The organism is Arthrobacter sp. Rue61a, from assembly GCF_000294695.2.
Lineage (GTDB): Bacteria > Actinomycetota > Actinomycetes > Actinomycetales > Micrococcaceae > Arthrobacter > Arthrobacter aurescens_A.
This window is the reverse complement of sequence record NC_018531.1, coordinates 1,600,557-1,624,059: the sequence shown is the minus strand read 5'-3', so window position 1 is coordinate 1,624,059 and position 23,503 is coordinate 1,600,557. Positions and strand designations below refer to the sequence as shown.

At 63.6% G+C, this 23,503-nt stretch carries 24 protein-coding genes; 7 read left to right on the top strand and 17 right to left on the bottom strand.

Features of this window, described 5'->3' with window-relative positions:
* Nucleotides 1-45 precede the first annotated feature (45 nt).
* The 3 genes from ARUE_RS07460 to ARUE_RS07450 are packed head-to-tail and all read right to left on the bottom strand — an operon-like array spanning nt 46 to nt 3,630.
* Nucleotides 46-1,626, bottom strand: coding sequence for a molybdopterin-dependent oxidoreductase (locus tag ARUE_RS07460; protein WP_014921279.1), 1,581 nt, complete (start codon nt 1,624-1,626; stop codon nt 46-48).
* Nucleotides 1,623-2,876, bottom strand: a complete 1,254-nt coding sequence (locus ARUE_RS07455; protein ID WP_011774288.1) for a sensor histidine kinase — start codon at nt 2,874-2,876, stop codon at nt 1,623-1,625. The genes ARUE_RS07460 and ARUE_RS07455 overlap by 4 nt, the downstream gene beginning before the upstream one ends.
* On the bottom strand, nt 2,863-3,630 hold the full coding sequence (locus ARUE_RS07450) for a response regulator transcription factor (protein WP_014921278.1): 768 nt from the start codon (nt 3,628-3,630) through the stop codon (nt 2,863-2,865). Before ARUE_RS07450 ends, ARUE_RS07455 begins: the two co-directional genes overlap by 14 nt.
* A gap of 150 nt (nt 3,631-3,780) precedes the next feature.
* Between ARUE_RS07450 and moaA the strand changes: the two genes are divergently transcribed.
* Nucleotides 3,781-4,920: a GTP 3',8-cyclase MoaA gene (gene moaA / locus ARUE_RS07445; RefSeq protein ID WP_011774286.1), complete on the top strand. Its 1,140-nt coding sequence runs from the start codon at nt 3,781-3,783 to the stop codon at nt 4,918-4,920.
* A 4-nt stretch (nt 4,921-4,924) separates the two neighbouring features.
* Nucleotides 4,925-5,191: a MoaD/ThiS family protein gene (locus tag ARUE_RS07440; RefSeq protein WP_011774285.1), complete on the top strand. Its 267-nt coding sequence runs from the start codon at nt 4,925-4,927 to the stop codon at nt 5,189-5,191.
* Nucleotides 5,192-5,222: 31 nt separating this feature from the next.
* Here ARUE_RS07440 and ARUE_RS07435 read toward each other — a convergent pair whose 3' ends face one another.
* From ARUE_RS07435 to truB, 8 genes are all read right to left on the bottom strand, one after another.
* Nucleotides 5,223-5,684, bottom strand: a complete 462-nt coding sequence (locus ARUE_RS07435; RefSeq protein WP_011774284.1) for a DUF1579 family protein — start codon at nt 5,682-5,684, stop codon at nt 5,223-5,225.
* Between the two features lie 88 nt (nt 5,685-5,772).
* Nucleotides 5,773-7,116: a M16 family metallopeptidase gene (locus ARUE_RS07430; RefSeq protein WP_014921277.1), complete on the bottom strand. Its 1,344-nt coding sequence runs from the start codon at nt 7,114-7,116 to the stop codon at nt 5,773-5,775.
* An 81-nt stretch (nt 7,117-7,197) separates the two neighbouring features.
* Nucleotides 7,198-9,450: a polyribonucleotide nucleotidyltransferase gene (locus ARUE_RS07425; protein WP_011774282.1), complete on the bottom strand. Its 2,253-nt coding sequence runs from the start codon at nt 9,448-9,450 to the stop codon at nt 7,198-7,200.
* 240 nt (nt 9,451-9,690) lie between these two features.
* Entirely contained in the window at nt 9,691-9,960 is a 270-nt protein-coding gene (gene rpsO / locus ARUE_RS07420; protein WP_011774281.1) for a 30S ribosomal protein S15, read from the bottom strand.
* A gap of 159 nt (nt 9,961-10,119) precedes the next feature.
* On the bottom strand, nt 10,120-11,103 hold the full coding sequence (locus ARUE_RS07415) for a bifunctional riboflavin kinase/FAD synthetase (RefSeq protein ID WP_014921276.1): 984 nt from the start codon (nt 11,101-11,103) through the stop codon (nt 10,120-10,122).
* Between the two features lie 89 nt (nt 11,104-11,192).
* Nucleotides 11,193-11,627, bottom strand: a complete 435-nt coding sequence (locus tag ARUE_RS07410) for a hypothetical protein (protein ID WP_286140289.1) — start codon at nt 11,625-11,627, stop codon at nt 11,193-11,195.
* Nucleotides 11,628-11,647: 20 nt separating this feature from the next.
* Nucleotides 11,648-12,001, bottom strand: a complete 354-nt coding sequence (locus ARUE_RS07405; RefSeq protein ID WP_011774278.1) for a hypothetical protein — start codon at nt 11,999-12,001, stop codon at nt 11,648-11,650.
* Nucleotides 12,002-12,003: 2 nt separating this feature from the next.
* Nucleotides 12,004-12,939, bottom strand: a complete 936-nt coding sequence (truB, locus tag ARUE_RS07400) for a tRNA pseudouridine(55) synthase TruB (RefSeq protein ID WP_043469994.1) — start codon at nt 12,937-12,939, stop codon at nt 12,004-12,006.
* 34 nt (nt 12,940-12,973) lie between these two features.
* Here truB and ARUE_RS07395 point away from each other — a divergent pair, with 34 nt between their 5' ends.
* The gene (locus tag ARUE_RS07395; RefSeq protein ID WP_187329933.1) at nt 12,974-14,128 is read left to right on the top strand and encodes a pyridoxal phosphate-dependent aminotransferase; all 1,155 of its coding nucleotides are present in this window, start codon (nt 12,974-12,976) and stop codon (nt 14,126-14,128) included.
* 13 nt (nt 14,129-14,141) lie between these two features.
* On the opposite strand, the gene ARUE_RS07390 is transcribed toward ARUE_RS07395, so the two are convergent.
* The 4 genes from ARUE_RS07390 to ARUE_RS24645 form a co-directional block, all read right to left on the bottom strand.
* Nucleotides 14,142-14,624, bottom strand: a complete 483-nt coding sequence (locus ARUE_RS07390; protein WP_011774275.1) for a nucleoside deaminase — start codon at nt 14,622-14,624, stop codon at nt 14,142-14,144.
* Nucleotides 14,625-14,712: 88 nt separating this feature from the next.
* The gene (gene rbfA, locus ARUE_RS07385; RefSeq protein WP_011774274.1) at nt 14,713-15,216 is read right to left on the bottom strand and encodes a 30S ribosome-binding factor RbfA; all 504 of its coding nucleotides are present in this window, start codon (nt 15,214-15,216) and stop codon (nt 14,713-14,715) included.
* A 77-nt stretch (nt 15,217-15,293) separates the two neighbouring features.
* Entirely contained in the window at nt 15,294-18,170 is a 2,877-nt protein-coding gene (gene infB / locus ARUE_RS07380; RefSeq protein ID WP_014921271.1) for a translation initiation factor IF-2, read from the bottom strand.
* Between the two features lie 152 nt (nt 18,171-18,322).
* Nucleotides 18,323-18,577 carry a YlxR family protein gene (locus ARUE_RS24645; protein WP_238324636.1) on the bottom strand — a complete coding sequence of 85 codons (255 nt, stop codon included), beginning with the start codon at nt 18,575-18,577 and terminating at the stop codon, nt 18,323-18,325.
* Between ARUE_RS24645 and ARUE_RS24640 the strand changes: the two genes are divergently transcribed.
* Nucleotides 18,497-18,760, top strand: coding sequence for a hypothetical protein (locus tag ARUE_RS24640; protein ID WP_286140395.1), 264 nt, complete (start codon nt 18,497-18,499; stop codon nt 18,758-18,760). The genes ARUE_RS24645 and ARUE_RS24640 overlap by 81 nt on opposite strands.
* 100 nt (nt 18,761-18,860) lie before the next feature.
* On the opposite strand, the gene nusA is transcribed toward ARUE_RS24640, so the two are convergent.
* Nucleotides 18,861-19,841, bottom strand: a complete 981-nt coding sequence (nusA, locus tag ARUE_RS07370) for a transcription termination factor NusA (RefSeq protein ID WP_011774271.1) — start codon at nt 19,839-19,841, stop codon at nt 18,861-18,863.
* Nucleotides 19,841-20,452, bottom strand: coding sequence for a ribosome maturation factor RimP (gene rimP / locus ARUE_RS07365; RefSeq protein WP_011774270.1), 612 nt, complete (start codon nt 20,450-20,452; stop codon nt 19,841-19,843). The genes nusA and rimP overlap by 1 nt, the downstream gene beginning before the upstream one ends.
* 30 nt (nt 20,453-20,482) lie before the next feature.
* On the opposite strand from rimP, the gene ARUE_RS07360 reads away from it, so the two are divergent.
* The 3 genes from ARUE_RS07360 to ARUE_RS07350 are packed head-to-tail and all read left to right on the top strand — an operon-like array spanning nt 20,483 to nt 23,489.
* Nucleotides 20,483-21,649, top strand: coding sequence for a ferritin-like domain-containing protein (locus ARUE_RS07360; RefSeq protein ID WP_014921270.1), 1,167 nt, complete (start codon nt 20,483-20,485; stop codon nt 21,647-21,649).
* A 51-nt stretch (nt 21,650-21,700) separates the two neighbouring features.
* Entirely contained in the window at nt 21,701-22,429 is a 729-nt protein-coding gene (locus ARUE_RS07355; protein ID WP_014921269.1) for a VIT1/CCC1 transporter family protein, read from the top strand.
* Nucleotides 22,430-22,463: 34 nt separating this feature from the next.
* The gene (locus tag ARUE_RS07350; RefSeq protein ID WP_014921268.1) at nt 22,464-23,489 is read left to right on the top strand and encodes an aminoglycoside phosphotransferase family protein; all 1,026 of its coding nucleotides are present in this window, start codon (nt 22,464-22,466) and stop codon (nt 23,487-23,489) included.
* The last annotated feature ends 14 nt before the right edge of the window (nt 23,490-23,503 follow it).

Genomic DNA, 23,503 nt, shown 5'->3' with positions numbered 1-23,503 from the left:
ACGCTGGCTTCCGGGGAATTCTCCGGACGTACCCAGACTAGGGCCTCAGCCCACCTTGACGTTGATGGTGTGATATCCGGTGGCACCGTCGGGGGCTACAGGTGCCTTGTCTTCGGTCTGGGGAACACCGCTGGAATCGGTGGCCCGGACTTGCACTTCGTAGTCTCCTGGCGTGAGGTCGATGCCCAACTGCCACTGATACCAAGTGTCAGTGGAGATGGCGCCGGCAAGCGCTGCCTGCTGCCACGGTCCGCGGTTGACGCGGAGCTCGACGCGGTTGATTCCCCTGTGCTGGGCCCATGCCACACCGCCGAACTGCACGTTGCCTGCTTGGACGCTCCGGCTGCTGCGGGGTACATCGATGCGCGATTGCGTCTTGATGGGCCCGTGATCGCTCCAGCCGCGGGGCGTCCAATACGCGGTGTCGTCGGTGAAACGTGTGACCTTCAGTTCAGTGAGCCATTTGGTGGCGGAGACAAAGCCGTAGAGGCCCGGCACGATCAACCGTACGGGGAATCCGTGTTCCAGCGGAAGGGGTTCACCGTTCATGCCTACGGCCAGGAGCGCGTCACGGTCATCGGTGAGGGCCTCCAAGGGAGTGCTGGCCGTCCAGCCGTCGTTACTGGTGGAGAGGACCATGTCTGCGCCGGCTTTGGGTCCTGCCATTGCCAGGAGTTCCCTCACGGGCCAGCCCAGCCAGAGGGCATTGCCTATGAGGTCGCCACCTACGTTGTTGGACACGCAGGCGATGGTGATGTGGCGTTGTGTCATGGGCTTGGCAAGGAGGGTAGCGAAGTCGATTTCAACTTCGCGTTCCACCATTCCGGTGACCTTCAGTGTCCAGGCAGGGGGGTCGATGGCCGGCACGGTCAATGCGGTGTCGATCCTGTAGAAATCCGCATTCGGGGTGACCAAAGGGCTGATGCCATCCACCGGCAAGGACGCACCCGCAGGAATGGCTTGCGCCGGGGTGGCGGGTTCCGGGAGCGTCATGGAGCCGCGGAAACCGGAAGCCACCGCTGTGGCCCTGGTGAGGACAGTGGTCACCGTTCCGGCTACGACGGCGGCGAGTGAGGTTCCAGCCAAGGCGTTTAGAAAGCTTCGCCGAGCCAATGGCGCCTTTTCGCGCCCGGGGGTTTCTTCGGACGGAGCCCAGGTTGCGAGCCGACGTATGAGCGTTCGCAGCAGCAGCATGGTGACAATGGCGGCAACGATCGGTGCAAGGGCCGCTTGGGGGCTCGCTTGGGCTCGGGTCACGACGGCGGTCAGTCCTGCTGCGCCCGCCAGTCCAGCGAGTGCCAGGCCCCAGCCGGTCCGGCGGCGTTCCAGGACACCAGCGAGCGCTGCCAGAATTCCTGCGACGACCACGATGCACACCACCAGCACGATTTTGTCTGCGGTGCCGAACAACTGGACTGCCAGGTCTTTGACTCCCGGCGGCACGGCGTCGATCACGGCGCCACCAAGGGCTGTGACCGGCGATACCAGCGGGCTCAGGAGGCCTGCTGTCAGTTCGCCCGCCGCGATCCCGGCGGCTCCGGCTGCTACCCCGGCCGCAGCGGCCCACAATACGGGCTTGCCCATGATGCGACGCTGCTGGGTGCTATCGGGTGCGAGCGTACTCATGACGAGCCTCCAGGGCGGTTGTCAGTTGCGATGACTTGATGGGTAGGAGTCATTGATGACATCGATGATTCCGGTGGGGGTGCCCCAGCCGGCAATGACAACGCAAAGCGGCAACCGCCGTCGACGTTGTCCACGGTAACCGATCCCCCATGTGCCTTGACGATGCCGGCCACCATGCTCAGGCCGATGCCTGCGCCGCTGTAGCGGCCTTGCATCTCTTCCGTGGTGCGGCGGGCGGGGTCTTTCTGCCAGCCCGTTTCGAACAGGTGCGGGAGGTCCTCGTCCGGGATGCCGCCGCACTGATCCTCCACAGCGATAATGGCGTTCCCGCCGGAACCTCCCACGCGATCCCGGCCGACGCTAATGTGGACGTCGCTGCCTGGTGGGCTGTAGATGATGGCGTTGAGGAGTATGTTTCGCACGGCCCGGGCCAGGCTTGGTCCGTCGGCGACGGCCATGCACTCCCGGTCACCGCCGCCGTCGAGCCTGATTCCGCGTTTCGCGGCCAAAGGTGCCAAGTCCGAGAGCGCATCGCTGACGAGGTCATAAAGGTCCAGCGGCTCGGCACGCAGGCGGAGGGTGCCTGCCTGAATTTTGGATAGTTCCAAGAGGTCGTTGACCATGGCCGTCATTTGTTCGGTTTGCCCGATGATCTTCCGGTAATAGCCCTGAACATCTGATGCCATGCCATCTTCAAGGGCTTCGGTCATGGCGCGCATGCTGGCCAAGGGTGTTCGGAGGTCATGCGAAATCCACGACACCAGCTCGCGACGGGCGGCCTCAATGGCGGCTTCGCGTTGCCGGGACTCGGCCAGGCTCCGGCTGCTGGCCTCAAGTTCCTGGGCCAGTTCGGCGAGTTCGGACGTCATGGCAGGAGCGCTCCCCCGACCCTCCGCCACGGTATGTTCCAGTGTTTCGCCACGCCCCAGGCGCCGGGCAGCGTCCACCAGGTGGGCAGCGTTCCGGGAGACGCCGGCACCAAGCATGAGGGACAGTGCAACAGCAACCGCCGAGGCAGTGGCCAAGATGTACCACATGACTTCGAGGTCCCTCGCGGAGATGAACATCGCGGTGAAGGCACTGACCATGCCCGCCACCAGAACGGCAACGGTGGCCACCACCACCAGGCAGATCTGGGCGAGTATTGAGGCCCGGCGAAGCAGCCGGAGAAGCACCCAAGTGCCGGCACCGATGAGCACGGCCCAGAACAAGACCCACGCGAGGATGGCCCACAGCTCACTGCCTTCCATGCTCACCCTCTTTGCCGTGCACGTTCATAGTGACGCCATCGGATCGCTTGCTGTCGAAGCGGTAGCCGACGCCCCATACGGTCTTGAGCAGTTCGGGTTTGGTGGGGTTGGCTTCGATTTTCTCCCGCAGGCGCCGGACGTGGACCGTGACTGTGGACAGATCGCCGAAGTCCCAGCCCCAGACGGCCTTGATCAATTCTTCCCGGCTGAAAACTTGGTTGGGCCTTCGCATCATGAAAGCCAGGAGGTCGAATTCACGGACCGTCAGCGCCAGCGGAACTCCGCCGTGCGTGACTGTCCGGGAGGCAGGATCCAGTTCAAGTCCTGCGGCCTCCACAGGCGGTTCCGGCGCGAATTCCTTGATGCTCCGGCGCAGTACCGATTTAACCCGGAGGACCAGCTCCCGCGGAGAGAAGGGTTTGGTGACGTAATCATCCGCTCCCATTTCCAAGCCCAGAATCCGGTCGTCTTCGGTTCCCAGAGCCGTGACCATGATGACGGGAACGCTCATGGTTTGGCGGAGTCGGCGGCAGACCTCCACACCGTCCAGTCCTGGCAGCATGCGGTCCAGGATCACAAGGTCGGGTTGACGAGAGGCTGCCAGCTCGAGCGCGGTGAAGCCGTCCCCCGCCATGTCCACTTGGAACCCGGCCTTCAGCAGGTAGTCGCGGACAACGTCGGCAATGGTCTGTTCATCCTCTACCAGAAGAATGCGACGATTCCCCGGTGCAGATGATGCCGTATTTGTGGTCACACTTTCAGCATAGGTTTGCTGGGGGTGGCCGGCACCCGATCCTGGCACAAAGGGCACAAGTGTATGGAATCCGTAAGAACTGTGTGGGTAAAGGCCTCTGCGACTGTAACGGGTGTCACTGATCCAGCCGCGGTGGCGTAGCCTGAATTTATGAGTGTTCAGCTAGGCATGCCGGTGCCCCCTACGGGCGGCGCGGCAGGCAGCACGGAAAGCGGCCTTGCAGTTCCGCCCCCACGTCCCGCAGGCACGCCCGCCGGGCTGTGGGACCGCTATGGTCGGCGCGCAACGGACATGCGCCTGTCCCTGACGGACAAATGCAATCTGCGCTGCACGTACTGCATGCCTGCCGAGGGCTTGGAATGGCTCTCGAAACAGGCCGTGATGACCAAAGACGAAATCGTCCGCATTGTCCGTGTGGGCGTCAACGCCCTGGGCGTACGTGAGCTCCGCCTGACTGGCGGCGAGCCCCTGGTCCGCGCCGACTTGGTGGAAATCATTGCCGGCATCCGGAGCGACCACCCGGACCTCCCCATTTCCATGACCACCAACGGCGTGGGACTGGATAAGAAGGCCCAAGCCCTGAAAGCTGCAGGCCTGACCCGGATCAACGTCTCGCTCGATTCCCTCCACGAGGAGACGTTTACCAAACTGACGCGACGCCCCTTCCTGGACCGCGTCCTGGCCGGCGTAGATGCCGCCTGGGCAGCCGGCTTGGGTCCCGTGAAACTGAATGCTGTGCTGATGCGCGGCATCAACGACGCCGAATCGCCGGACCTCTTGGCTTGGGCCCTGGGCCGCGGCTACGAACTCCGCTTCATCGAGCAAATGCCCCTGGATGCCGACCACGGATGGACCCGGCGCAACATGATCACGGCCGCCGAGATTCGTGAACTGCTCTCCCGCGACTTCGTGCTGGACAACGACCCCCGGGAGCGGGACGGTGCCCCGGCCGAACGTTTTGAAGTACGACGCCGGGATGCGGCAACGGGCGTCGCCACAGGGCCGGTCCTCGGTACAGTCGGCATCATCGCATCAGTCACTGAACCGTTCTGCTCTGACTGCCGCCGTACTCGCATCACCGCGGAGGGCAAGATCATGAGCTGCCTTTTCTCCCGCGAAGAATTCGACCTGTTGGGCATTCTCCGTGAGGGTGCCACGGATGACGAATTGGCGTCACGGTGGCAGGACGCCATGTGGGTCAAGCCCAAAGCCCACGGCATGGACCACACCGGTCTCGGCGCAGCGGACTTCGTCCAGCCGGACCGCAGCATGAGCGCAATCGGAGGCTGAACCCTTGCTTGTCCGTTACTTCGCTGCCGCACGCGCGGCCGCCGGGGTGGAAGAAGAACGCCACGTCCTCCCGGAAGGCACCAGCCTGGAGGAACTGCTGGAAGCCGCCCTCGCCGTCGAACGCCCTCTGCCTCCCGAAGGCACGCCGCCGCTCGCCAGGATCGTGGCGCGCAGCAGTTTCCTCCGCAATGAGGTGGCCGTCCGGGACCGTACGGCTCCCTTGGGAAGTGAAGACGTCATCGACGTTTTGCCGCCGTTCGCCGGAGGCTAGGACCGCGCAGGGGGCTAGGACTGCTCGGGGTTCAGACCTTCCGGAACACGCTCTTCAACAACGGGCTGAACTCGGCAGATCCCTCAAGCTTCAAGTCTGCGGTGTGCACCAGGACGCCATCGTCAACGCGGAACGTGTGCCGGGCCACGCCGTCGGCTGTCCGCCGGTCCAGGGTCAACGTGCCTGCGTTCCATGTCCCACGGACCGGGCTCGCCGGCGGCCGGCCCATGCTGTCCACGTAGTACCACAGCGTATCGCCGTGGTCCCGGTCAACAGTGAACATGCCATGACCTTCGAAATGCGTGCCGTCGGTTTCGCGGTGCCTGTAGCTCTGGACCACCGCGTAGCCGCCCGCAGCCTTGGTAAACACCGCCTCGGCCTCAGCTGTCCGTGCAGTTCCCCACGGTGACGCAGCGATCTCCGTGATGCCCCGCCAATGACCGAGGAAATCCCGCAGCATCTCCGCAGCATGGCCGCTTGGGGGCAGATCCATCAGGACTCCAATGTAGTCAGGGCAGCATCATCGTGTGATCATGCTGCCCTGTTTACAGTGCGGGAGTCCAGAGATTCGGGACAGGAAGCTACAGGCCGAAGGTCTCGGTTTCCTCGAATGGACCAACAACGGTGATGGTGCGGGGCGCCGCTGCGAGTTCGCGGGCGAGCTCCTGAACATCCTCCACCGTGACGGCCTTGATACGGGCCAAGGTCTCGTCAATGTCCTGGAATTCTCCTGACACCAGTTCCGCCCGGCCAAGCCGCGACATCCGCGAGCCGGTGTCCTCAAGCGCGAGGACAATCCCGCCGCTGAGCTGCCCTACTGCTTTCCGGAGCTCTTCGTCCGTGATGCCTTCCTTGGCGAGCTTGTCCAGCTCAAGGCCCAGAAGTTCCAACACTTGGCGAACCTTGGACGGCGTGCAGCCGGCGTACATCCCGAAGTATCCGGCGTCTGCATACGCTGCCGTGAACGAGTACGTGGAGTACACCAAGCCGCGCTTCTCACGAATCTCCTGGAACAGGCGGGATGACATGCCACCACCCAGGACGGCGTTGAGCACGCTCATGACAAACCGGCGGTCATCCGTTGCAACGATCGTGGGGCAACCCATGATGATGTTTGCTTGCTCCACGGGACGCTTAACTACGTGCAGTCCCGACGTGCCCGTGATGACGGCCCGGTCAGTCCCACGACGATTCACGGGCGCGGCATCGGCGTTGAGCTGCCATCCTGCGGCCTTCAAAGCATCCAGAACGAGTTCACAGACGACGTCGTGATCCAGGCCGCCGGCCGCGGTGATGACCAGTTCCTCGGGGCGGTAGTAGCGCTGGTAGTGCGCCCAGACAGAATCCCTCGCCACAGCCTTGATGGCATCCGGGGTTCCCCCAATGGGGCGTGCCAACGGGTGGTGGCCGAGGACGGCCGCTACGAATTTCTCGTGGGCAACGTCTGTGGGGTCATCGCTGTCCATGGCGATTTCCTCAAGGATGACATCGCGCTCCTGCTCCAGTTCAGCAGGATCGAGGACAGCCCCGGTGATCATGTCGGCAATGACATCGATGGCCATGGGAAGGTCGGTGTCCAGGACGCGGGCGAAGTAGCAGGTGCTTTCCTTGGCCGTAGCCGCATTGGACTCGCCGCCCACCTCGTCAAAAGCGGAGGCGATCTCCAAGGCTGTGCGCCGCTTGGTGCCCTTGAACAGCAGGTGCTCAAGGAAGTGTGTGGAACCGTGCTGGCCGTCCGCTTCGTCGCGCGAACCCACTGCCACCCAAAACCCTATGGTGGCCGAACGCTGACCGGGCATGGCCTCGGTCAGGACGCGCACGCCCCCGGGAAGGACGGAGCGCCTTACGACGGAACCGCCCTCTGCACCATGGATCAATTCGCCGCCGGGAAGGGTCTGCTCCAACGGCAAGGGTACAACAGTCATCAAGGCCTTTCGGGTTAAGGCCGGAAGGGCCGGTGGCGCTTTTTCAAGCCCACCGGCCCTGCCGGGTGTACTGCTTACAGACTACTCTGCGGACTCTTCAGCGGCCTCGGCAGGAGCGTCCTCGGAGGCTGCTCCTTCTTCCTCGGCAACAACCGGGGAGAGGGAAAGCTTTCCGCGGTCATCGATCTTGGTGATCTCGACCTGAACCTTCTGGCCCACGGAGACGACGTCATCAACGTTGTCCACGCGCTTGCCATTGGCCAGCTTGCGGAGCTCTGAGATGTGCAGCAGGCCGTCCTTGCCCGGGGTGAGGGAAACGAAAGCGCCGAAGGTAGTGGTCTTGACGACCGTACCCAGGTAACGCTCACCGATTTCCGGTACCTGCGGGTTGGCGATGGCGTTGATGGCGGAGCGTGCTGCGTCGGCAGACGGACCGTTGGTGGCGCCGATGTAGACAGTGCCGTCATCTTCGATGGAGATGTCCGCGCCCGTGTCTTCCTGGATCTGGTTGATCATCTTGCCCTTGGGGCCGATGACCTCGCCGATCTTGTCCACGGGGATCTTGACAGCGATAACGCGCGGCGCGAACTCGGAGAGCTCGTCCGGGGTGTCGATCGCTGCGTTGATGACCTCGAGGATGTGGAGGCGGGCTTCGCGGGCCTGCTTCAGTGCTGCTGCCAGCACGGAAGCGGGGATGCCGTCGAGCTTGGTGTCCAGCTGGATGGCCGTAACGAACTCGGAGGTACCTGCCACCTTGAAGTCCATGTCACCGAATGCGTCTTCGGCGCCGAGGATGTCGGTCAGGGCTGCGTAGCGGGTCTGGCCGTCAACCTGGTCGGAAACCAGGCCCATGGCGATACCGGCAACAGCGGCCTTCAGCGGCACACCGGCGTTAAGCATGGAGAGCGTCGAAGCACAGACGGAACCCATGGACGTCGAACCGTTGGAACCGAGGGCCTCGGATACCTGGCGGATGGCGTACGGGAACTCTTCACGGGTGGGCAGAACCGGCACCAGGGCGCGCTCAGCAAGGGCACCGTGGCCGATTTCGCGGCGCTTCGGGGAACCGACGCGGCCGGTTTCACCGGTGGAGTACGGCGGGAAGTTGTAGTTGTGCATGTAGCGCTTGCGCGTTACCGGCGACAACGAGTCGATCTGCTGCTCCATCTTCAGCATGTTCAGCGTGGTGACGCCCATGATCTGGGTTTCGCCGCGCTCGAAGATTGCCGAACCGTGTACACGGGGCAGAACCTCTACCTCGGCGGTCAGCTGGCGGATGTCCGTCAGGCCACGGCCGTCGATGCGGACCTGGTCCTTGAGGATGCGCTGGCGCACAACGTGCTTGGTGACCGAGCGGAAAGCTGCGGACAGTTCCTTCTCGCGGCCCTCAAACTGGCCGGCAAGGGCACCAAGGACCTCGTCCTTGAGCTCGTCGGAGGCGTTGTCGCGGTCCTGCTTGTCAGCGATCTGGAAGACAGCGGCCAGCTTGTCGGCAGCAGCGGCTTCAACAGCGGCGTAGACGTCGTCCTGGTAGTCCAGGAAGACCGGGAACTCAACCGTGGGCTTGGCAGCGCGGGCTGCCAGGTCTGCCTGTGCTTCACAAAGTGCCTTGATGAACGGCTTTGCAGCCTCGAGGCCCTCGGAAACAACCTCTTCGGTAGGAGCGGTTGCGCCCTGTTCCTTGATGAGGTTCCAGGAGTTGTCCGTGGCTTCGGCTTCCACCATCATGATGGCGACGTCGTCACCGGCGATGCGGCCGGCAACAACCATGTTGAACACGGCGTTCTCAAGCTGGGAGTGCTTGGGGAAAGCGACCCACTGCGAACCCTGTTCGTCGGCGATGAGGGCGACGCGGACGCCACCGATCGGGCCGGAGAACGGGAGGCCGGAAAGCTGCGTGGACATCGAGGACGCGTTGATGGCGACGACGTCGTAGAGCTCATCCGGGTTGATGGCCAGAACGGTCACCACGATCTGGACCTCGTTGCGCAGGCCCTTCACGAAGGCGGGGCGCAGCGGGCGGTCCATGAGGCGGCAAGCCAGGATGGCTTCCGTGGAGGGACGGCCTTCGCGGCGGAAGAACGAACCCGGGATACGGCCGGCAGCGTACATACGCTCTTCAACATCAACCGTCAGCGGGAAGAAGTCGAAACCTTCGCGCGGCTGCTTGCCAGCGGTGGTTGCCGAGAGCAGTGCGGTGTCTTCGTCGATGTAGACCATCGACGCGCCGGCTGCCTGCTTGGCAAGGCGGCCGGTTTCGAAGCGAATAACTCGCTTGCCGAAACGTCCGTTGTCGATAATGGCTTCTGAGAACTGGATTTCGGGACCCTCCATAGAGAGTCACCTCCGTTTCTGTTAGCGGAAGTCCGCCGCATCAACCCAGGCCTCTTCTTTTTTCCTGGCCTGTACGACACCCGGTCATCGATCGAGATCCACGGGCATCATCGTCACAGATGGTTTCCCGGGAATCACTACCGAGGACCGCGAATGCGCGATGCGGTTGATTCCTGTTTTTAGTTGTTGGTGAAGAAGGCGGCCCGTTCCGAAACGGAGCGGGCCGCCCCTAAAGGCAGACTAGCGGCGCAGGCCGAGACGCTCGATGAGCGCACGGTAGCGGGCGATGTCAGTGTTCTTCAGGTAGGAAAGCATGCGCTTGCGACGACCAACCATGGCCAGCAGACCGCGCTGGGTGTGGAAGTCGTGCTTGTGCTCCTTCATGTGCTCAGTCAGATCCTTGATCCGCTGAGTCAGGACTGCAACCTGAACCTCGGGCGAACCGGTGTCGCCTTCAGTGGTTGCGTATTCCTTGATGATGGACTGCTTTACAGCGGCGTCAAGTGCCACGTGAACTCCTAGAGTTGTGCCGTGCCTCCCGGTGCAGCGCCTCGCTGACGGGTTGTCCTTGGTACGTTGCCGCACACAAAAACAGGTCCAGCCGCCACGGACTGCAGCCGGATCCACTCATCAGTTTACCGGCACGTCAGCAGTGTTGTCGAAATGCCCCTAGTGCCGGGTCAGCAGCTCGTGTGCCTGGGCTACGTCCAGGCACATTTGTTCCACCAAGGCTTCCGGTCCCCGATAGGCCACCATGCCCCGCAGACGCTGCGTAAATTCCACGGCAACTGTCTGCCCGTAGAGGTTGAAGTCTTCCACGTTCTCTTCGGGACGGTCGATCACGTGTGCCTCAACCTGCCGGCTCACGCCGTCGAACGTGGGGTTGGAACCAACGGAGATTGCGGCTGGCCACCGCGTGCCGGTCTGGTCGATCAGCCACCCCGCATAGATGCCGTCCGCTGGCACGTAACCGGTGGAATCGTGGGAAAGGTTAGCCGTAGGGAAACCGAGATCCCGTCCGCGGGCAGCTCCGTGCACCACTTCCCCGCGCATGCGGTGGGGCCGGCCCAACACCGCGGCAGCAGTAACGACGTCGCCTTCGGACAAGGCCTCCCTCACCCAGGTGGAGGAACAGCGCCGGTCGGTATCGCCGTCGTGGTGGACCGGGAAGCCCCCCGCGCCGTATTCATTGACAACCTGAACCCCAAAACCGAGCTGATCTCCCAGTTCCTGCATGGTGACAACGTCGCCGGCATTGCCGGCACCAAAGCGGAGGTCGTGTCCCACCACGAGGTGTGCGGCGTGGAGACCCTCAAGCAGGACCTCCCGGACAAACTCCAGGGGCGTCATGGCAGCAAGTTCAAGGGTGTACTTCATCACCAGTACGGCATCCACCCCGGTATCGCCAAGGGCCTCCAGTTTGTCCTGAAGCCCCATGATCAGCTCCGGAGCAGAATCCGGCCTGTGCACTTGGGCGGGGTGGGGATCGAATGTCACGGCGACCGACGGGATGTTGTGCCTCTTGGCCGTATCGGTCAGCTGCGACAGAACGTGCTGGTGGCCACGATGGACGCCGTCAAAGTTCCCGATGGTAACGACAGTAGGTCCGAAGTCCTTGGGGACTTCAGTGGGATCGTTCCAGATGTGGACCATCAACCTCGCCTTTTTACTGCAGATGTTCATTGCGCCCGGCAACCTCCCGGCGCCGGAACAATCTAAGGTTACCCGCTAGGGTGTTTGACTCAGGACGGCCGGCGCTTGTTGAGCCACAAGAGACCCAGGATCGGCAGGACAAGCGGAACAAAGCCGTAACCGCGGCCGAACAGGGACCACACGGTGTCGTGCGGGAAAGCGACCGGATCAAAGAGGCTGATCGCTCCTACCACCAGCACACCCACAAGTTCAGTGAGCACAGCCGCCAGGGAAACCTTGAACCAAGTACGGCCCGGCTTGGCAAGCGAGACAGTGGCCACAATATAGACGACGGCGGCGAACGCCGACAGGATATGCGCCAAGGGAGCTTCGGCGAACTTGGTGGCGATCTGGTAGCCGGCACGAGCTGTCGCCGACAACGCGAACACGGCGTAGACCGCGATCAGCAGGCGACCTGGCCCTGTGTTCCGTGTGTCCTTTTGCTTCGGCTGCCGGTTGGCCGGGTTGGTGTCGGTTCCAGTCACGTTGCGTTCTTCCTTCAAGGTCAGTACCAGATCTGATTCATGCGCGCGGCCATCACCAGCACGGTTACGCCCACTGCCGCGAGGACAAAATTGCTCCAGCGGGTTCGTTCAAGAATGGCCCAATAGACGGCCCCCAACGGAATCATCAGGGCAACGATGAGGTAGCCCCAGAACTCCCAAGCTTCACCGGCCATCTGCTCGCCCATGGCAACCCGGACTATCGAGCCCACCAGATACACCACGAGCACGAGCTCAACGGCGAGTACGGAAAAGATGGTGGGGTCGTTCGGGGCTTTCTTCATCAAACCGGCCACGACGCACATGATCGTGGACACCAATCCAACGATGAGGATGGCGTAGAAGTATCCGTCCATGCCTATTTTGCCTGCCCTGTTCCAGTTCCAGTTCCAGTTCCAGGGGCAAAGACCAGCACGGGTTTAGCGAAGCTGCCCGTGTCTGCCAGCAATGCCACGAGCTCTCCCGACGGCGCGAACGCGGCGGCAGGCTTTTCAGCCGTGGCAGCGTCCGGCGTTCCTGCTCCTGGTCCGGCAGCGATGCGGCGGCCAAAAGATATCTCGGTGGTTTCTTCCTCGCTCAACTCCCGGTTGGGCATCAGCGAGCGTGCTGCCAAGGACATCTCCAAAACCTCGAGCTCTTCTGCCAGCTCCTCCAGCGTGCGCGCTTGATCGAGGGAGTACGGGCCAACTTGGGTTCTGCGTAGGGCTGTGAGGTGCCCACCGACACCCAAAGCGTTGCCGAGGTCCCGGGCCAACGCCCTGATGTACGTGCCGGAAGAACACTCCACGGTGACGTCGACGTCAACTACCCTGCCGCCGTCGATCCTCGTGATGGAGTGGACATCGAAGCGGTGGATGGTGACCGGGCGAGCCGCGAGCTTAACCTCTTCGCCCGAGCGGACACGGGCGTAGGAGCGTTCGCCATTGACCTTGATGGCGCTCACGCTGCTGGGAACCTGCTGGATGGGCCCGGTGAGCGCGGCAACACCAACGGCAACGGCGTCATCAGTAATGTCCGCTGCGGTGCGGGCCTCCGTGACCGCGCCCTCGGCGTCGTCGGTGATGGTGGTTTCGCCCAGCCTGATAGTGGCGGTGTACGTCTTGGACGTGCCCACAATGTAGGTCAGCAGGCGCGTGGCCTTGTTGATGCCGAGCACCAGAACGCCGGTTGCCATGGGATCAAGCGTGCCCGCATGGCCTACTTTCCGGGTGCCGGCCAGCCGCCGCATCCGGCCAACCACATCATGGCTGGTCCATCCCTGCGGTTTGTCAACGATTACCAGTCCAGAAAGCACGCTTACCAGTATATGGGTGGCTAGGATGGCTCCCATGCCTGACCTTGCCGCGCATGTCCGCGACGTCCCTGTGAACCAGATCCGTGAGATCACCGAAGCTGCGTGGTGCACCCCCGAAGCAATCGTCCTCAGCATCGGGGAGCCGGGCTTTGCCTTACCCCGGCACGTCCTCGACGCCGGTATTGACTGCCTGGATCGGGATGAGACCAACTACACACCCAACGCCGGGATCCCCGCCCTCCGTGAAGCCTTTGCCGCCCGCTTCCGGGAACAGCAAAACGTGGATATCGGCGCGGATCGCGTGTACGTAGTGGACGGCGCCCAACAGGGACTGCACTTCGCCATGAGCCTCCTTCTCTCCCCCGGCGATGAGATTCTCATCCCCAACCCCGGCTACCCCACCTTCGCCATGACCAGCCGGCTACTGCACGCCGTTCCGGTGCCGTATCCGCTATACCCGCAGAACGACTTCCAGCCGCGCGTTGAGGACATCGAGGCGCTCGTCACGCCAAGCACCCGGGTCCTCATGTTGAACTCCCCGTCCAATCCCTTGGGCGCCGTTTTCAGCGAAGAATCCACGCGCCAACTGGTGGAGCTTGCCGTCCGCCATGACCTTTGGATCATCTCTGACGAATGTTATGAAGCCTTCACTTTCGATGTCCCCCATGTCAGTCCCGCGCGCTTCGACAGCGACATCCCCGGAGAAGCCCGGGTCTTCACTTCCCTGACGCTGTCCAAGACCTACGGGCTAACTGGCCTTCGGATTGGAGCGTTGATCTGCCCGCCCGGGTTGGAGCCGAAGATGAACAACGTGATGGAGTCAATCGTGTCCTGCGTCGCGTCTCCTTCGCAGTACGCCGCCTTGGCCGCGCTGACAGGACCCCAGGACTATGTTTCCCAGGCTCGCGACCACTACCGGAGTAACCGGGATGCAGCCTCAGCTGTTTTGGCGAAGAAGGGAATTCCGTTCCTGGGCGCCCAGGGGGCGTTCTACCTGTGGGCCGACGTCTCGCATGTGAGCGGCGGGGATGTCAGGTCCTGGGTGCGGGCGTTCCTGGCAGAGTCCGGCGTGTCCTTCGCTCCGGGTACGGCGTTCGGTTCGATCGGCGAGGGCTGGATCAGGATTGCCCTGTGCGGCGGGCAGCAGGACCTGCTCGACGGCGTCAGCCGCCTCCCAGCCAAGGTCTAGTTTTCGCGGATCTTCAGTAGGCCGTGCGGCGCGCGTGGTTCCGCCAGGCGTCGAAGGGTTCATTGGAAGCGGCCAGCTCGGCATGCTCCACGGGCAGCAACTCCGGTCGGGTGCCGGCAAAGTACTCGTAGAACACAGCGTCGTCGAAGCCTGCCTTGGCCGCACCGTGTCGGTCTGCAGCGAAGTAGACGTGCCCGATCCTGGCCCAGAGCGTGGCGGATAGGCACAGCGGGCACGGCTCGCAGCTTGCATAAAGGACGGAACCCGTGAGGTCGAACCTTTTGCTTGCGGCTGCGGCACGACGAATCGCCACCACTTCCGCATGTGCTGTGGGGTCGTGGTCCCGAGTAACCCGGTTGACTCCCTCATGGACAGTTCCGTCCGCGGTGACCACAACGGCGCCGAAAGGGCCGCCGCCGTCGGAAACGTTGTGCACGGCCAGCTGGATGGCAAGGTTCAGGTATTCATCGCGTTGCTGAGCACTGTGCGCCGACATGCTCCAGATCATAGCGAGTTTTAATACAGCTGATGCCCCTAAGAAGGCTTCTTAAGGGCATCAGCTGTAGAAAAACTCAAAGAGTGGTCTACCGGTTGGCGTCTTCGTCCAGATCGTTATCGCCGGAGAGGTCGGTGTCCTCTTCGTCGAAGTCGTCCTCGTCGATGTCCTCCGGGGAATCGCCCTTGTAGGGGTCTGCCTCGCCTGCGTGCTTGGCGCTGGCAGCCAAAGCGGCTACCTCTGCGTCGCGGCGCTTGGCTTCACGCAGGAGCTCTTCAAGGTTGGATGCATTGACCGGAATCTGGTCAGCCACAAACTCGAGGGTCGGAGTGAGACGAACAGTGATGTTGCGGCCGACTTCCTGCCGCAGCACACCCTTTGCCTTCTCCAGTGCCCTGGCGGCATCGGCCTGTGCTACGTCGTCACCAAAGACGGTGTAGTAGATGGTGGCGTGCTGAAGGTCGTTGGTGACGCGGGCGTCCGTGACCGTGATGGACTCCACGCGCGGATCCTTGACGCGACGTCCGAGCGCTTCGGCAACAACCACCTTTATCCGCTGTGCCAACTTGGCGGCGCGTGCGGGATCAGCCATGACTTCCTCCTGGAAAGTAGAAAAGGGGACGGAACGGGTCCGCCGGGGCTACCCGACGGACCCGTTCCAAACGGAACCTAGCTGCGCGGCTTTTCGCGCATTTCGAAGGTCTCGATGATGTCGCCTTCATTGATGTCATTGAAGGAGCCAAGACCGATACCACACTCGAAGTCCGTGCGGACTTCGGTGGCGTCATCCTTGAAGCGCTTGAGCGTCTCAACGGTGAGGTTGTCACCGATGACCTTGCCGTCGCGGCTGACACGTGCCTTGGAGTTACGGCGGATGATGCCCGTGCGGACGATCGAGCCGGCGATGTTTCCGAACTTGGAAGAACGGAAGACTTCGCGAACCTCGGCGGTACCGAGCTGGACTTCTTCGTATTCCGGCTTGAGCATGCCCTTGAGAGCCATCTCGATGTCATCGATTGCTGCGTAGATGACCGAGTAGAAGCGCATGTCCACGCCTTCACGGTCGGCCAGTTCGGCAACACGCTCGGCCGGCTTGACGTTGAAGCCGATGATGATGGCGTTGTCCACCGTGGCGAGGTTGACGTCGTTCTGCGTGATGGCACCCACACCGCGGTGGATGACACGAAGCTGAACGTCGTCGTCTCCGACGTCGATCTTGAGCAGCGCGTCTTCGAGGGCTTCCACGGCACCGGACACGTCACCCTTGAGGATGAGGTTGAGGGTGTCGATCTTGCCTTCGGCAACGGCCTGGTCGAAGTCTTCCAGGCTGATGCGCTTGCGACGCTTGGCAAGTGCAGCGTTGCGGTCGGCAGCTTCACGCTTCTCAGCGATCTGGCGGGCCGTACGCTCGTCAGGTGTCACCAGGAAGGTGTCACCTGCACGCGGCACGTTGGACAGGCCGAGGACCTGAACCGGGCGGGACGGCAGTGCGACATCGAGTGCCTCGCCGTTTTCGTCGAACATGGCGCGGACGCGGCCGTGAGCCGTACCGGCCACGATCGTGTCGCCCACTGCCAAGGTTCCGGACTGGACCAGGACGGTAGCAACAGCACCGCGGCCCTTGTCCAGGTTCGCTTCGATGGCAATGCCTCGAGCGTCCTTGTCCGGGTTGGCGCGCAGATCCAGTGCGGCATCGGCCGTCAGCAGAACGGCGTCGATCAGTTCGTCGATGTTGAGGTTCTGGCGTGCAGAGACCTCAACGAACATGGTGTCGCCACCGTACTCTTCGGGAACCAGTCCGTACTCGGTCAGCTGTCCCTTGACCTTGTCAGGGTTGGCGCCTTCCTTGTCGATCTTGTTCACTGCGACGACGATCGGCACATTGGCTGCCTGGGCGTGGTTGAGTGCTTCCACCGTCTGCGGCATAACGCCGTCGTCGGCTGCAACAACCAGGATCGCGATATCTGTGACCTTGGCACCACGTGCACGCATGGCCGTGAAGGCCTCGTGACCGGGGGTGTCAATGAAGGTGATGTCGCGGGCCGTGCCCTCGTGGACGTGGCTGATCTGGTAGGCACCGATGTGTTGGGTGATACCACCATGCTCGCCGGCCACAACGTTCGAGTTGCGGATCGCGTCCAGCAGACGGGTCTTACCGTGGTCAACGTGACCCATGACCGTGACAACCGGTGCTCGGGCCTCGAGAACGTCGTCGCCTTCGGCGTCAAGTTCGTCCTGGATGTTGATGTCGAACTGGTCGAGGAGCTCGCGCTCTTCATCCTCCGGCGAAACAACCTGGAGCTTGTAGCCGAGTTCGGCGCCAAGCAGGCCGAAGGTGTCTTCGTCGAGGGACTGCGTTGCCGTAGCCATTTCACCGAGGTGGAACAGTACGGTCACCAGCGATGCGGGGTTCGCATCGATCTTCTCGGCAAAGTCCGTGATGGACGAGCCACGACGCAGGCGGATGATGGTCTCACCGTCACCGCGGGGTACCGATACGCCGCCCAGCGACGGAGCACTCATCTGCTCCAGTTCCTGGCGCTTTGCACGCTTCGACTTGCGCTGCTTGCCACGACCGGCGCCGCCCTTGCCGAAGGCACCCTGGGTGCCACCGCGACCGCGGCCACCCTTACCGAAGCCACCGCCGGCGGGAGCTCCGCCACCGGTACCTGCACCAGGTGCGCCACCGGGACGACCGGGTCCGCCACCGGGACGGCCTGCGCCACCCGGACGGCCTGCGCCACCGGGAGCCGGACGCTCAGTGCGGTTGGGCATCATGCCCGGAGTAGGACGGTTTCCGGCACCGGGACCACCGGCGGGACGCGGTGCGCCCGGACGGGGTGCACCGGGACGCGGTGCGCCCGGACGGGGACCACCGGTACCGGCTGCGGGACGGGGGCCGCCTGCGCCAGCTGCAGGGCGGGGACCGCCGGGGCGTTCGCCGTCGTTGCGGCGTTCGCCTCGGGGCATGCCCTGGGACGGTGCAAACGGGTTGTTACCCGGACGCGGCGGACGGTCTCCGTCGCCACCACGTCCACGGGGCATGCCCTGGGACGTGGCAAACGGGTTGTTGCCCGGACGCGGACCGCCGGGACGGGGAGCCTGACCACCTTGACGTGCCGGAGCCGGGGTCTCTGCCTTGGGAGCAGGACGGGCGCCGGGCTTGGCCGAAACCGGGGTGGACGCGGCAGGAGCCGCGGGGGCTGCCGGGGCGGGTGCTGCCGGAGCAGCGGCGGCCGGAGCAGCGGCGGCCGGAGCTGCCGGAGCGGGGGCTGCAGGTGCCGGGGCCGGGGCCTTCGGCGCTGCAGGTCCCGGTGCCGGAGCAGCCGGACGGGATGCTGCGGGAGCTTTGGGGGCTGCAGCGGGAGCGGCAGCCTTGGCAGCGCCGGCACCCGGGTAGGCGTCGCGAAGCTTCTTCACGACGGGGGCCTCAATGGTTGAAGAGGCGGAGCGAACGAATTCGCCCAATTCCTGCAGTTTGGTTACTGCATCTTTGGAAGTAATACCGAGCTCTTTGGCGAGCTCATGTACGCGGACCTTGGCCACATTTCTCCTGTCTCGGTCCGCACCGAGCCAGGCACGAACCGTCTACTTCTTACTGCGGGCCTTCGCCGCTTGCGCGATTGAAAGGCCCATTGCAGAGCGCAACAAAGTTGTCATCGTTACGCACTCATCGCTGGGAACTCATCGGGTTTCCATCAGTTTTCTGACCCGCTTTCAGGTTTGGACGGTTTTCCTGCGGCGGCCTGGGCCTCCACAAGTGGCGTGCCGGGCATCAAGTATCGTTCCACGGCGCCTGTATCGGAAGCACCCGCAAGGGCCCTTCCAAAAGCTCGCCGCTTGATCGCCAATGCCAAGCACTTTTCGCTGGGGTGCAGCCACGCACCCCTGCCGGCCATCCGGCGTCGTTCATCCACCAGGACAGCGGACGAACCGCTGCCTTGGGCGACCAACCGGACAAGCTCGGACCGGGAGCCTTGCTTCCGGCATCCGATGCAGGTGCGAACAGGCCCATGGCCGTGTTCAAGCAGTTCAGCCACGACGTGTCCAACCTGCCTTACGCTACTGGCACCCGACGGGCCCCGGTCCTGCGGATGCAGCTGAGGCACGCCAAAGCGCGCGGATACCGGACGTAAGCCCGGTTCCATCTAGTCTAGCCCCCCGGCCCCGGTCTCCCGAAACCAGGTACGCGCCAGTGCGGCGCGGAACCGGCGGCACAGGCCGCCGGCTGAAGCGCTAGTCAGTCTTGGCGGGGGCGGCGTCCGAGACGATATCAATGCGCCAGCCGGTCAGCTTGGCTGCGAGCCGCGCATTCTGGCCTTCTTTGCCGATGGCCAACGAAAGCTGGTAGTCAGGCACAACCACGCGGGCCGAGCGGGTGGATTCGTCGGTGATAGTGACGGAATTCACTCGCGACGGCGACAGCGAGTTGGCGATGAAGGTCGCGGGGTCATCGCTGAAATCGACGATGTCGATCTTTTCATCGTTGAGTTCGGTCATGACCGCCCGGACACGCGAACCCATTTCACCGATGCAGGCACCCTTGGCATTGACGCCGGGAGTGTTTGCCTTGACGGCGATCTTGGTGCGGTGACCCGCTTCGCGCGCCAGCGCCACGATCTCTACCGAGTGGTCCGCGATTTCCGGAACTTCCATTTCGAACAACTTGCGGACCAGGCCGGGGTGCGAACGGGACAACGTGATGGACGGGCCCTTGGCACCGCGGTGTACGTCCACCACGAAGGCACGCAAGCGGCTTCCGTGGAGGTACTTCTCGCCCGGAACCTGCTCGGGCGGCGGCAGCAATGCCTCCACAGCCCCAAGGTTGACCTGAATCATGTGCGGGTTGTTGCCCTGCTGGATCATGCCGGCCACAAGCTCGCCCTCACGGCCCTTGAATTCGCCCAGCACGTTGTCGTCTTCAACGTCGCGAAGGCGCTGCAGAATGATCTGGCGGGCCGTACTGGCAGCGATGCGGCCAAAACCTGCCGGGGTGTCCTCGAACTCGCCGATGGGCTCACCGTCGTCGTCGATTTCCGTGGCCCAGATGGTCACGTGGCCGCTCTTGCGATCCAGTTCCGCGCGGGCCTTCTCGAAGGCCCCGGGCGTCTTGTGATACGCCACCAGCAGCGCTTGCTCGATGGTGGGAATCAGGAGATCCAGCGGGATTTCACGCTCACGCTCCAGGAGTCTCAGTGCGCTCATGTCAATATCCATTAGGCCTCCTCGGAAGGTCCGTTGTGCTCGTCTTCCAGCGCAGCCTCGTGGAGGTGGCTGAATTCAATCTCGACTTTTCCTTGGCGGATCCTGTCGAAAGGAATAGTGATGGGTTCGCCCTGCTTGGGCTTCATGCCCTTCTTGACCTCGTGCTCGGGGATGAGCGTCACGGCATCATCCCCCACCGAGGCAATACGGCCCAGGAGGTTATCCCCTTGAATGACGTTGACCCTGACCATGCGGCCGCGGGCGCGGTGCCAGTGACGCGGTTCGGTCAGTGGGCGGCTTACTCCCGGGGAAGAAACCTCAAGGTCGTACGGACGGCCGTCGTCATGGGGATCGTTGTCCAGAATATCGGACAGCCCACGTGAGACGTCCGCGATAGCGTCAAGGCTGACGCCCCCGGTCTCTTCCTGCGGAAGGTCCACGACGACGTGGACCGTGCGGTGAGAACCGGCAACGTGGATGGAAACATCCTCGAGGTAGAGCCTGCTGGCAAGGACAGCCGGTTCAAGCAGTGCCTTAAGCCTGCTCTCTTCCGGGTTGTGGATGGTGGCCGTTGAGTTCGATTCAGAACGGTCTGTTGAAGTCGTGGCTTCCGAGTCACTCACGTTGCCCGCCGCCTCCCGATAGATGTTGTTGTGACTACTAGCCTAACGATTTTCCCGGGAACATGGTGCACGGACTTCCCCCTCCACGTGACACCATGGTCTGTTGTGAACGGGCGGACAAGCGAAAAACGACGAACACCACCCTGGGGCCGGGTTTTGCTGGTTGCCGTGGTGGCACTGCTTGTTGCGGGCACCGGAATGGTGCTTATTCCGCGGGATTCCGGCACTCCCCCGATAGTCCCGTTCTCCGAAACAGCCCGCGCCTCGGCGTTGGAAGACACGCTGCAGCTGCGCGAATCAGCCGCCATGCAGGCAGAGGCTGCCGCTCCTGATGCCGAAAAATCGACACTCGGTAACGCTGTGACTTTGCTGACAACCCATGCACAGGCGTTGCTTGGCCCGAATGATGCAACGCCCAGCCCAAGATCGTCCGGCGGGGCCACGGCTGCCAAGACCGGGGCAGCAGCGACGGAAACCAGCCGCGCCTCCTTCCTGACCGGCTTGGCCGGCAGTGGGCAGGAGCGACTGGACGATGCCCGAAAGGCCGACGGCGGGATCGCCCGCATGCTTGCCGCCGTCGGATCCGCTCAGCTGCTTGAGGCCGAACGGTTGGCCGCGGAGTGGCAGCTGCCACAGCCACAGCAGACAGCGGCGGCGGACGCCAAGGCTCTGGCGGCAACGCCTTTGGCCGCCTCCTGCCCGTCGGTCAGCCCCACCCCGGAGTCGACGTCCGCCACCACCGACACCGCCCTGGCAGCGGTGGTTCGCTCGCAACAAGAAGCGATCTACGTGTACCAGGTGGCCCTGAAGCGCCTGGACGAGCCGAACTCGGCGGCTGCTGCCAAGTACTTGCCAGTGCACGAGGCATTGCTCCAGCAGGCAGAATCACTGACCAGCGCCAACTGCGCGGACTCGCCCGCCAGCGAGGCCGGTTACCGGCTGCCGGAACAGTTCGCCAAGGACCCGGCCGCTTTCCTGGGCTCCGTGGAACTTGCATCCCTGCCTCGATTCGGTGACCTGGTTGCTTTGTCCACGGATGAGACTCGGAGCTGGGCAGTTGACGGTCTTCTGACTGCTGCCCGCAGGAGCGCAGCCTGGGGCGCGCCCCTACCTGCGTTGCCGGGACTCATGCTCGACGCCGGCGAGTTGCCTTCGCTGCCGACGCCCACCACCGCACCCGCTTCCACCGGCGGATAGGCGAGCCTAGCCATGCTGGTCAGGGCCGCCTGCCAGTGCTTGGCTTGATGCATGGCTTCCACAGAAACTGCCACCATGCATGAGAACGAACCCCACCGCGACGATCTTGCCCACCGGTTGAACTGGTTGCGGGCCGGAGTCCTGGGTGCCAACGACGGCATCGTGTCCGTCGCGGCGATCGTGGTGGGCGTGGCGGGCGCTACCACGAGCACGGGCAGTATCCTCGCTGCAGGAACCGCTGGCCTGGTGGGTGGCGCTATCTCCATGGCTTTGGGTGAGTACGTGTCCGTCAGCAGCCAAAGCGACACCCAAAAAGCGCTGATCGAAAAAGAAAAACGTGAGCTGGCGGAGCAACCGGAAGATGAACTCAACGAGTTGGCCGCGATCTACGAGTCGAAAGGGCTCAGCGCCGAGACCGCCCGGACCGTTGCACAGGAGCTGACCGAACACGATGCCTTGGCCGCCCACCTCTCGGCCGAGCTGAATATCCATGAAGACGACATCGTCAGCCCTTGGAACGCAGCCTTGGCTTCCGCTGTCGCCTTCACCTTGGGGGCGGCGCTGCCCATGCTGGCCATCCTGCTGCCTCCGCCGGAGCTGCGGGTGCCGCTGACGTTCGTCGCAGTCCTGCTGGCCCTGGCGATCACCGGTGCGGTAGGCGCATGGATCGGCGGCGCCTCCCGCTTCCGCGCGGCAGCCCGGGTGGTCTTGGGCGGGGCACTGGCGCTGGCCGCAACCTTCTCGATCGGAACCCTATTGGGCGCAAGCGGCGTTTTCTAAGGGGCACGCGGTGACGCGGAGTTAGGCTGTTGGCGTGACCCTTCACGCGATGATTCCCATTCCGGGCGACCTCCACGCCCGGTACAACCGCGACTCCGCGGGCAGGGACTGGCTGGCCAGCCTCCCGAGGCTCATCTCTGAGGCACTGGACCGCTGGCAGCTCACGGTGGACCTTGCGCCAGGCGCCGAGCCTTGGAATGGCCATGGAGCCTTGGTGGTGCCTGTTCTTCAGAACGGCGTTCCCGCGGCCCTGAAGATCGCTTTTCCCCACGACGAAGCGCTGGTGGAGGGCCACGCCCTGGCCCTTTGGGACGGCCGGGGCGCGGTCCGTCTTCTCGCCTCAGACGACGCAAGGTGCTCCATGGTGCTCGAACGCCTGGATGCTTCCCGGTGGCTGCAGGACGCTCCGCTGGACGAGGCCAGGGACGTGTGGGGCGCCATCATGCGCGAACTCTCAATCCAGCCCGACGACCGCCCGGAGTGGCGGGCTTTCGACCATATTGCTGCCACCGCCGAACGGTGGAGCGATGAACTCCCTGCAGAATGGGAACGTTTGGACCGGCCCTTCCCGAGGTGGCTTCTGGAGGCAGCTTTGGAGGTCTGCCAGACGCGTGGAGTGGTGGGACGCCGTTCCGGCACCGATGTCCTGGTGCACACGGACCTCCACTTCATGAACATTCTCGCTACCACCGCCGCCGGACGGCTGTCCCTCCGCGGGGACTACCTGGCCATTGATCCGCAACCACAGATTGGCGAGGCCGAGTTCGCCGTAGCACCCATCCTGTGGAACCGCATCCACGACCTCTCGCGGACGGACCCGGAAGCGGCCTTGCGCGAGCGGTGCCATGACTTCAGCCTCGCCGCAGGACTGGATCCTGAGGTCGCGCGGCAATGGAGCGTCGCCCGTGAGGTGCAGAACGCTTTGTGGTACGCCGCAAAACCCGGACACGGTGGCGACCTTGCCCGTTCCCTGTGGGTAGCCAGCACGTTGGCCGGCAGCACCCTCGATGCCCTGCCGCGGGCGCACGAACTCCCCGAGCCCGGCGAAGCGGTTCAGTAGCTCATGGTCCTGAC

Bases quoted from the DNA above. Each gene is read 5' to 3' on its own strand.
- ARUE_RS07460 (WP_014921279.1), bottom strand. From the start codon at position 1,626: ATGAGTACGCTCGCACCCGATAGCACCCAGCAGCGTCGCATCATGGGC.
- ARUE_RS07455 (WP_011774288.1), bottom strand. From the start codon at position 2,876: ATGGAAGGCAGTGAGCTGTGGGCCATCCTCGCGTGGGTCTTGTTCTGG.
- moaA (WP_011774286.1), top strand. From the start codon at position 3,781: ATGAGTGTTCAGCTAGGCATGCCGGTGCCCCCTACGGGCGGCGCGGCA.
- ARUE_RS07435 (WP_011774284.1), bottom strand. From the start codon at position 5,684: ATGGATCTGCCCCCAAGCGGCCATGCTGCGGAGATGCTGCGGGATTTC.
- ARUE_RS07430 (WP_014921277.1), bottom strand. From the start codon at position 7,116: ATGACTGTTGTACCCTTGCCGTTGGAGCAGACCCTTCCCGGCGGCGAA.
- ARUE_RS07425 (WP_011774282.1), bottom strand. From the start codon at position 9,450: ATGGAGGGTCCCGAAATCCAGTTCTCAGAAGCCATTATCGACAACGGA.
- ARUE_RS07415 (WP_014921276.1), bottom strand. From the start codon at position 11,103: ATGGTCCACATCTGGAACGATCCCACTGAAGTCCCCAAGGACTTCGGA.
- ARUE_RS07405 (WP_011774278.1), bottom strand. From the start codon at position 12,001: ATGGACGGATACTTCTACGCCATCCTCATCGTTGGATTGGTGTCCACG.
- ARUE_RS07395 (WP_187329933.1), top strand. From the start codon at position 12,974: ATGCCTGACCTTGCCGCGCATGTCCGCGACGTCCCTGTGAACCAGATC.
- ARUE_RS07390 (WP_011774275.1), bottom strand. From the start codon at position 14,624: ATGTCGGCGCACAGTGCTCAGCAACGCGATGAATACCTGAACCTTGCC.
- rbfA (WP_011774274.1), bottom strand. From the start codon at position 15,216: ATGGCTGATCCCGCACGCGCCGCCAAGTTGGCACAGCGGATAAAGGTG.
- nusA (WP_011774271.1), bottom strand. From the start codon at position 19,841: ATGGATATTGACATGAGCGCACTGAGACTCCTGGAGCGTGAGCGTGAA.
- ARUE_RS07355 (WP_014921269.1), top strand. From the start codon at position 21,701: ATGGCTTCCACAGAAACTGCCACCATGCATGAGAACGAACCCCACCGC.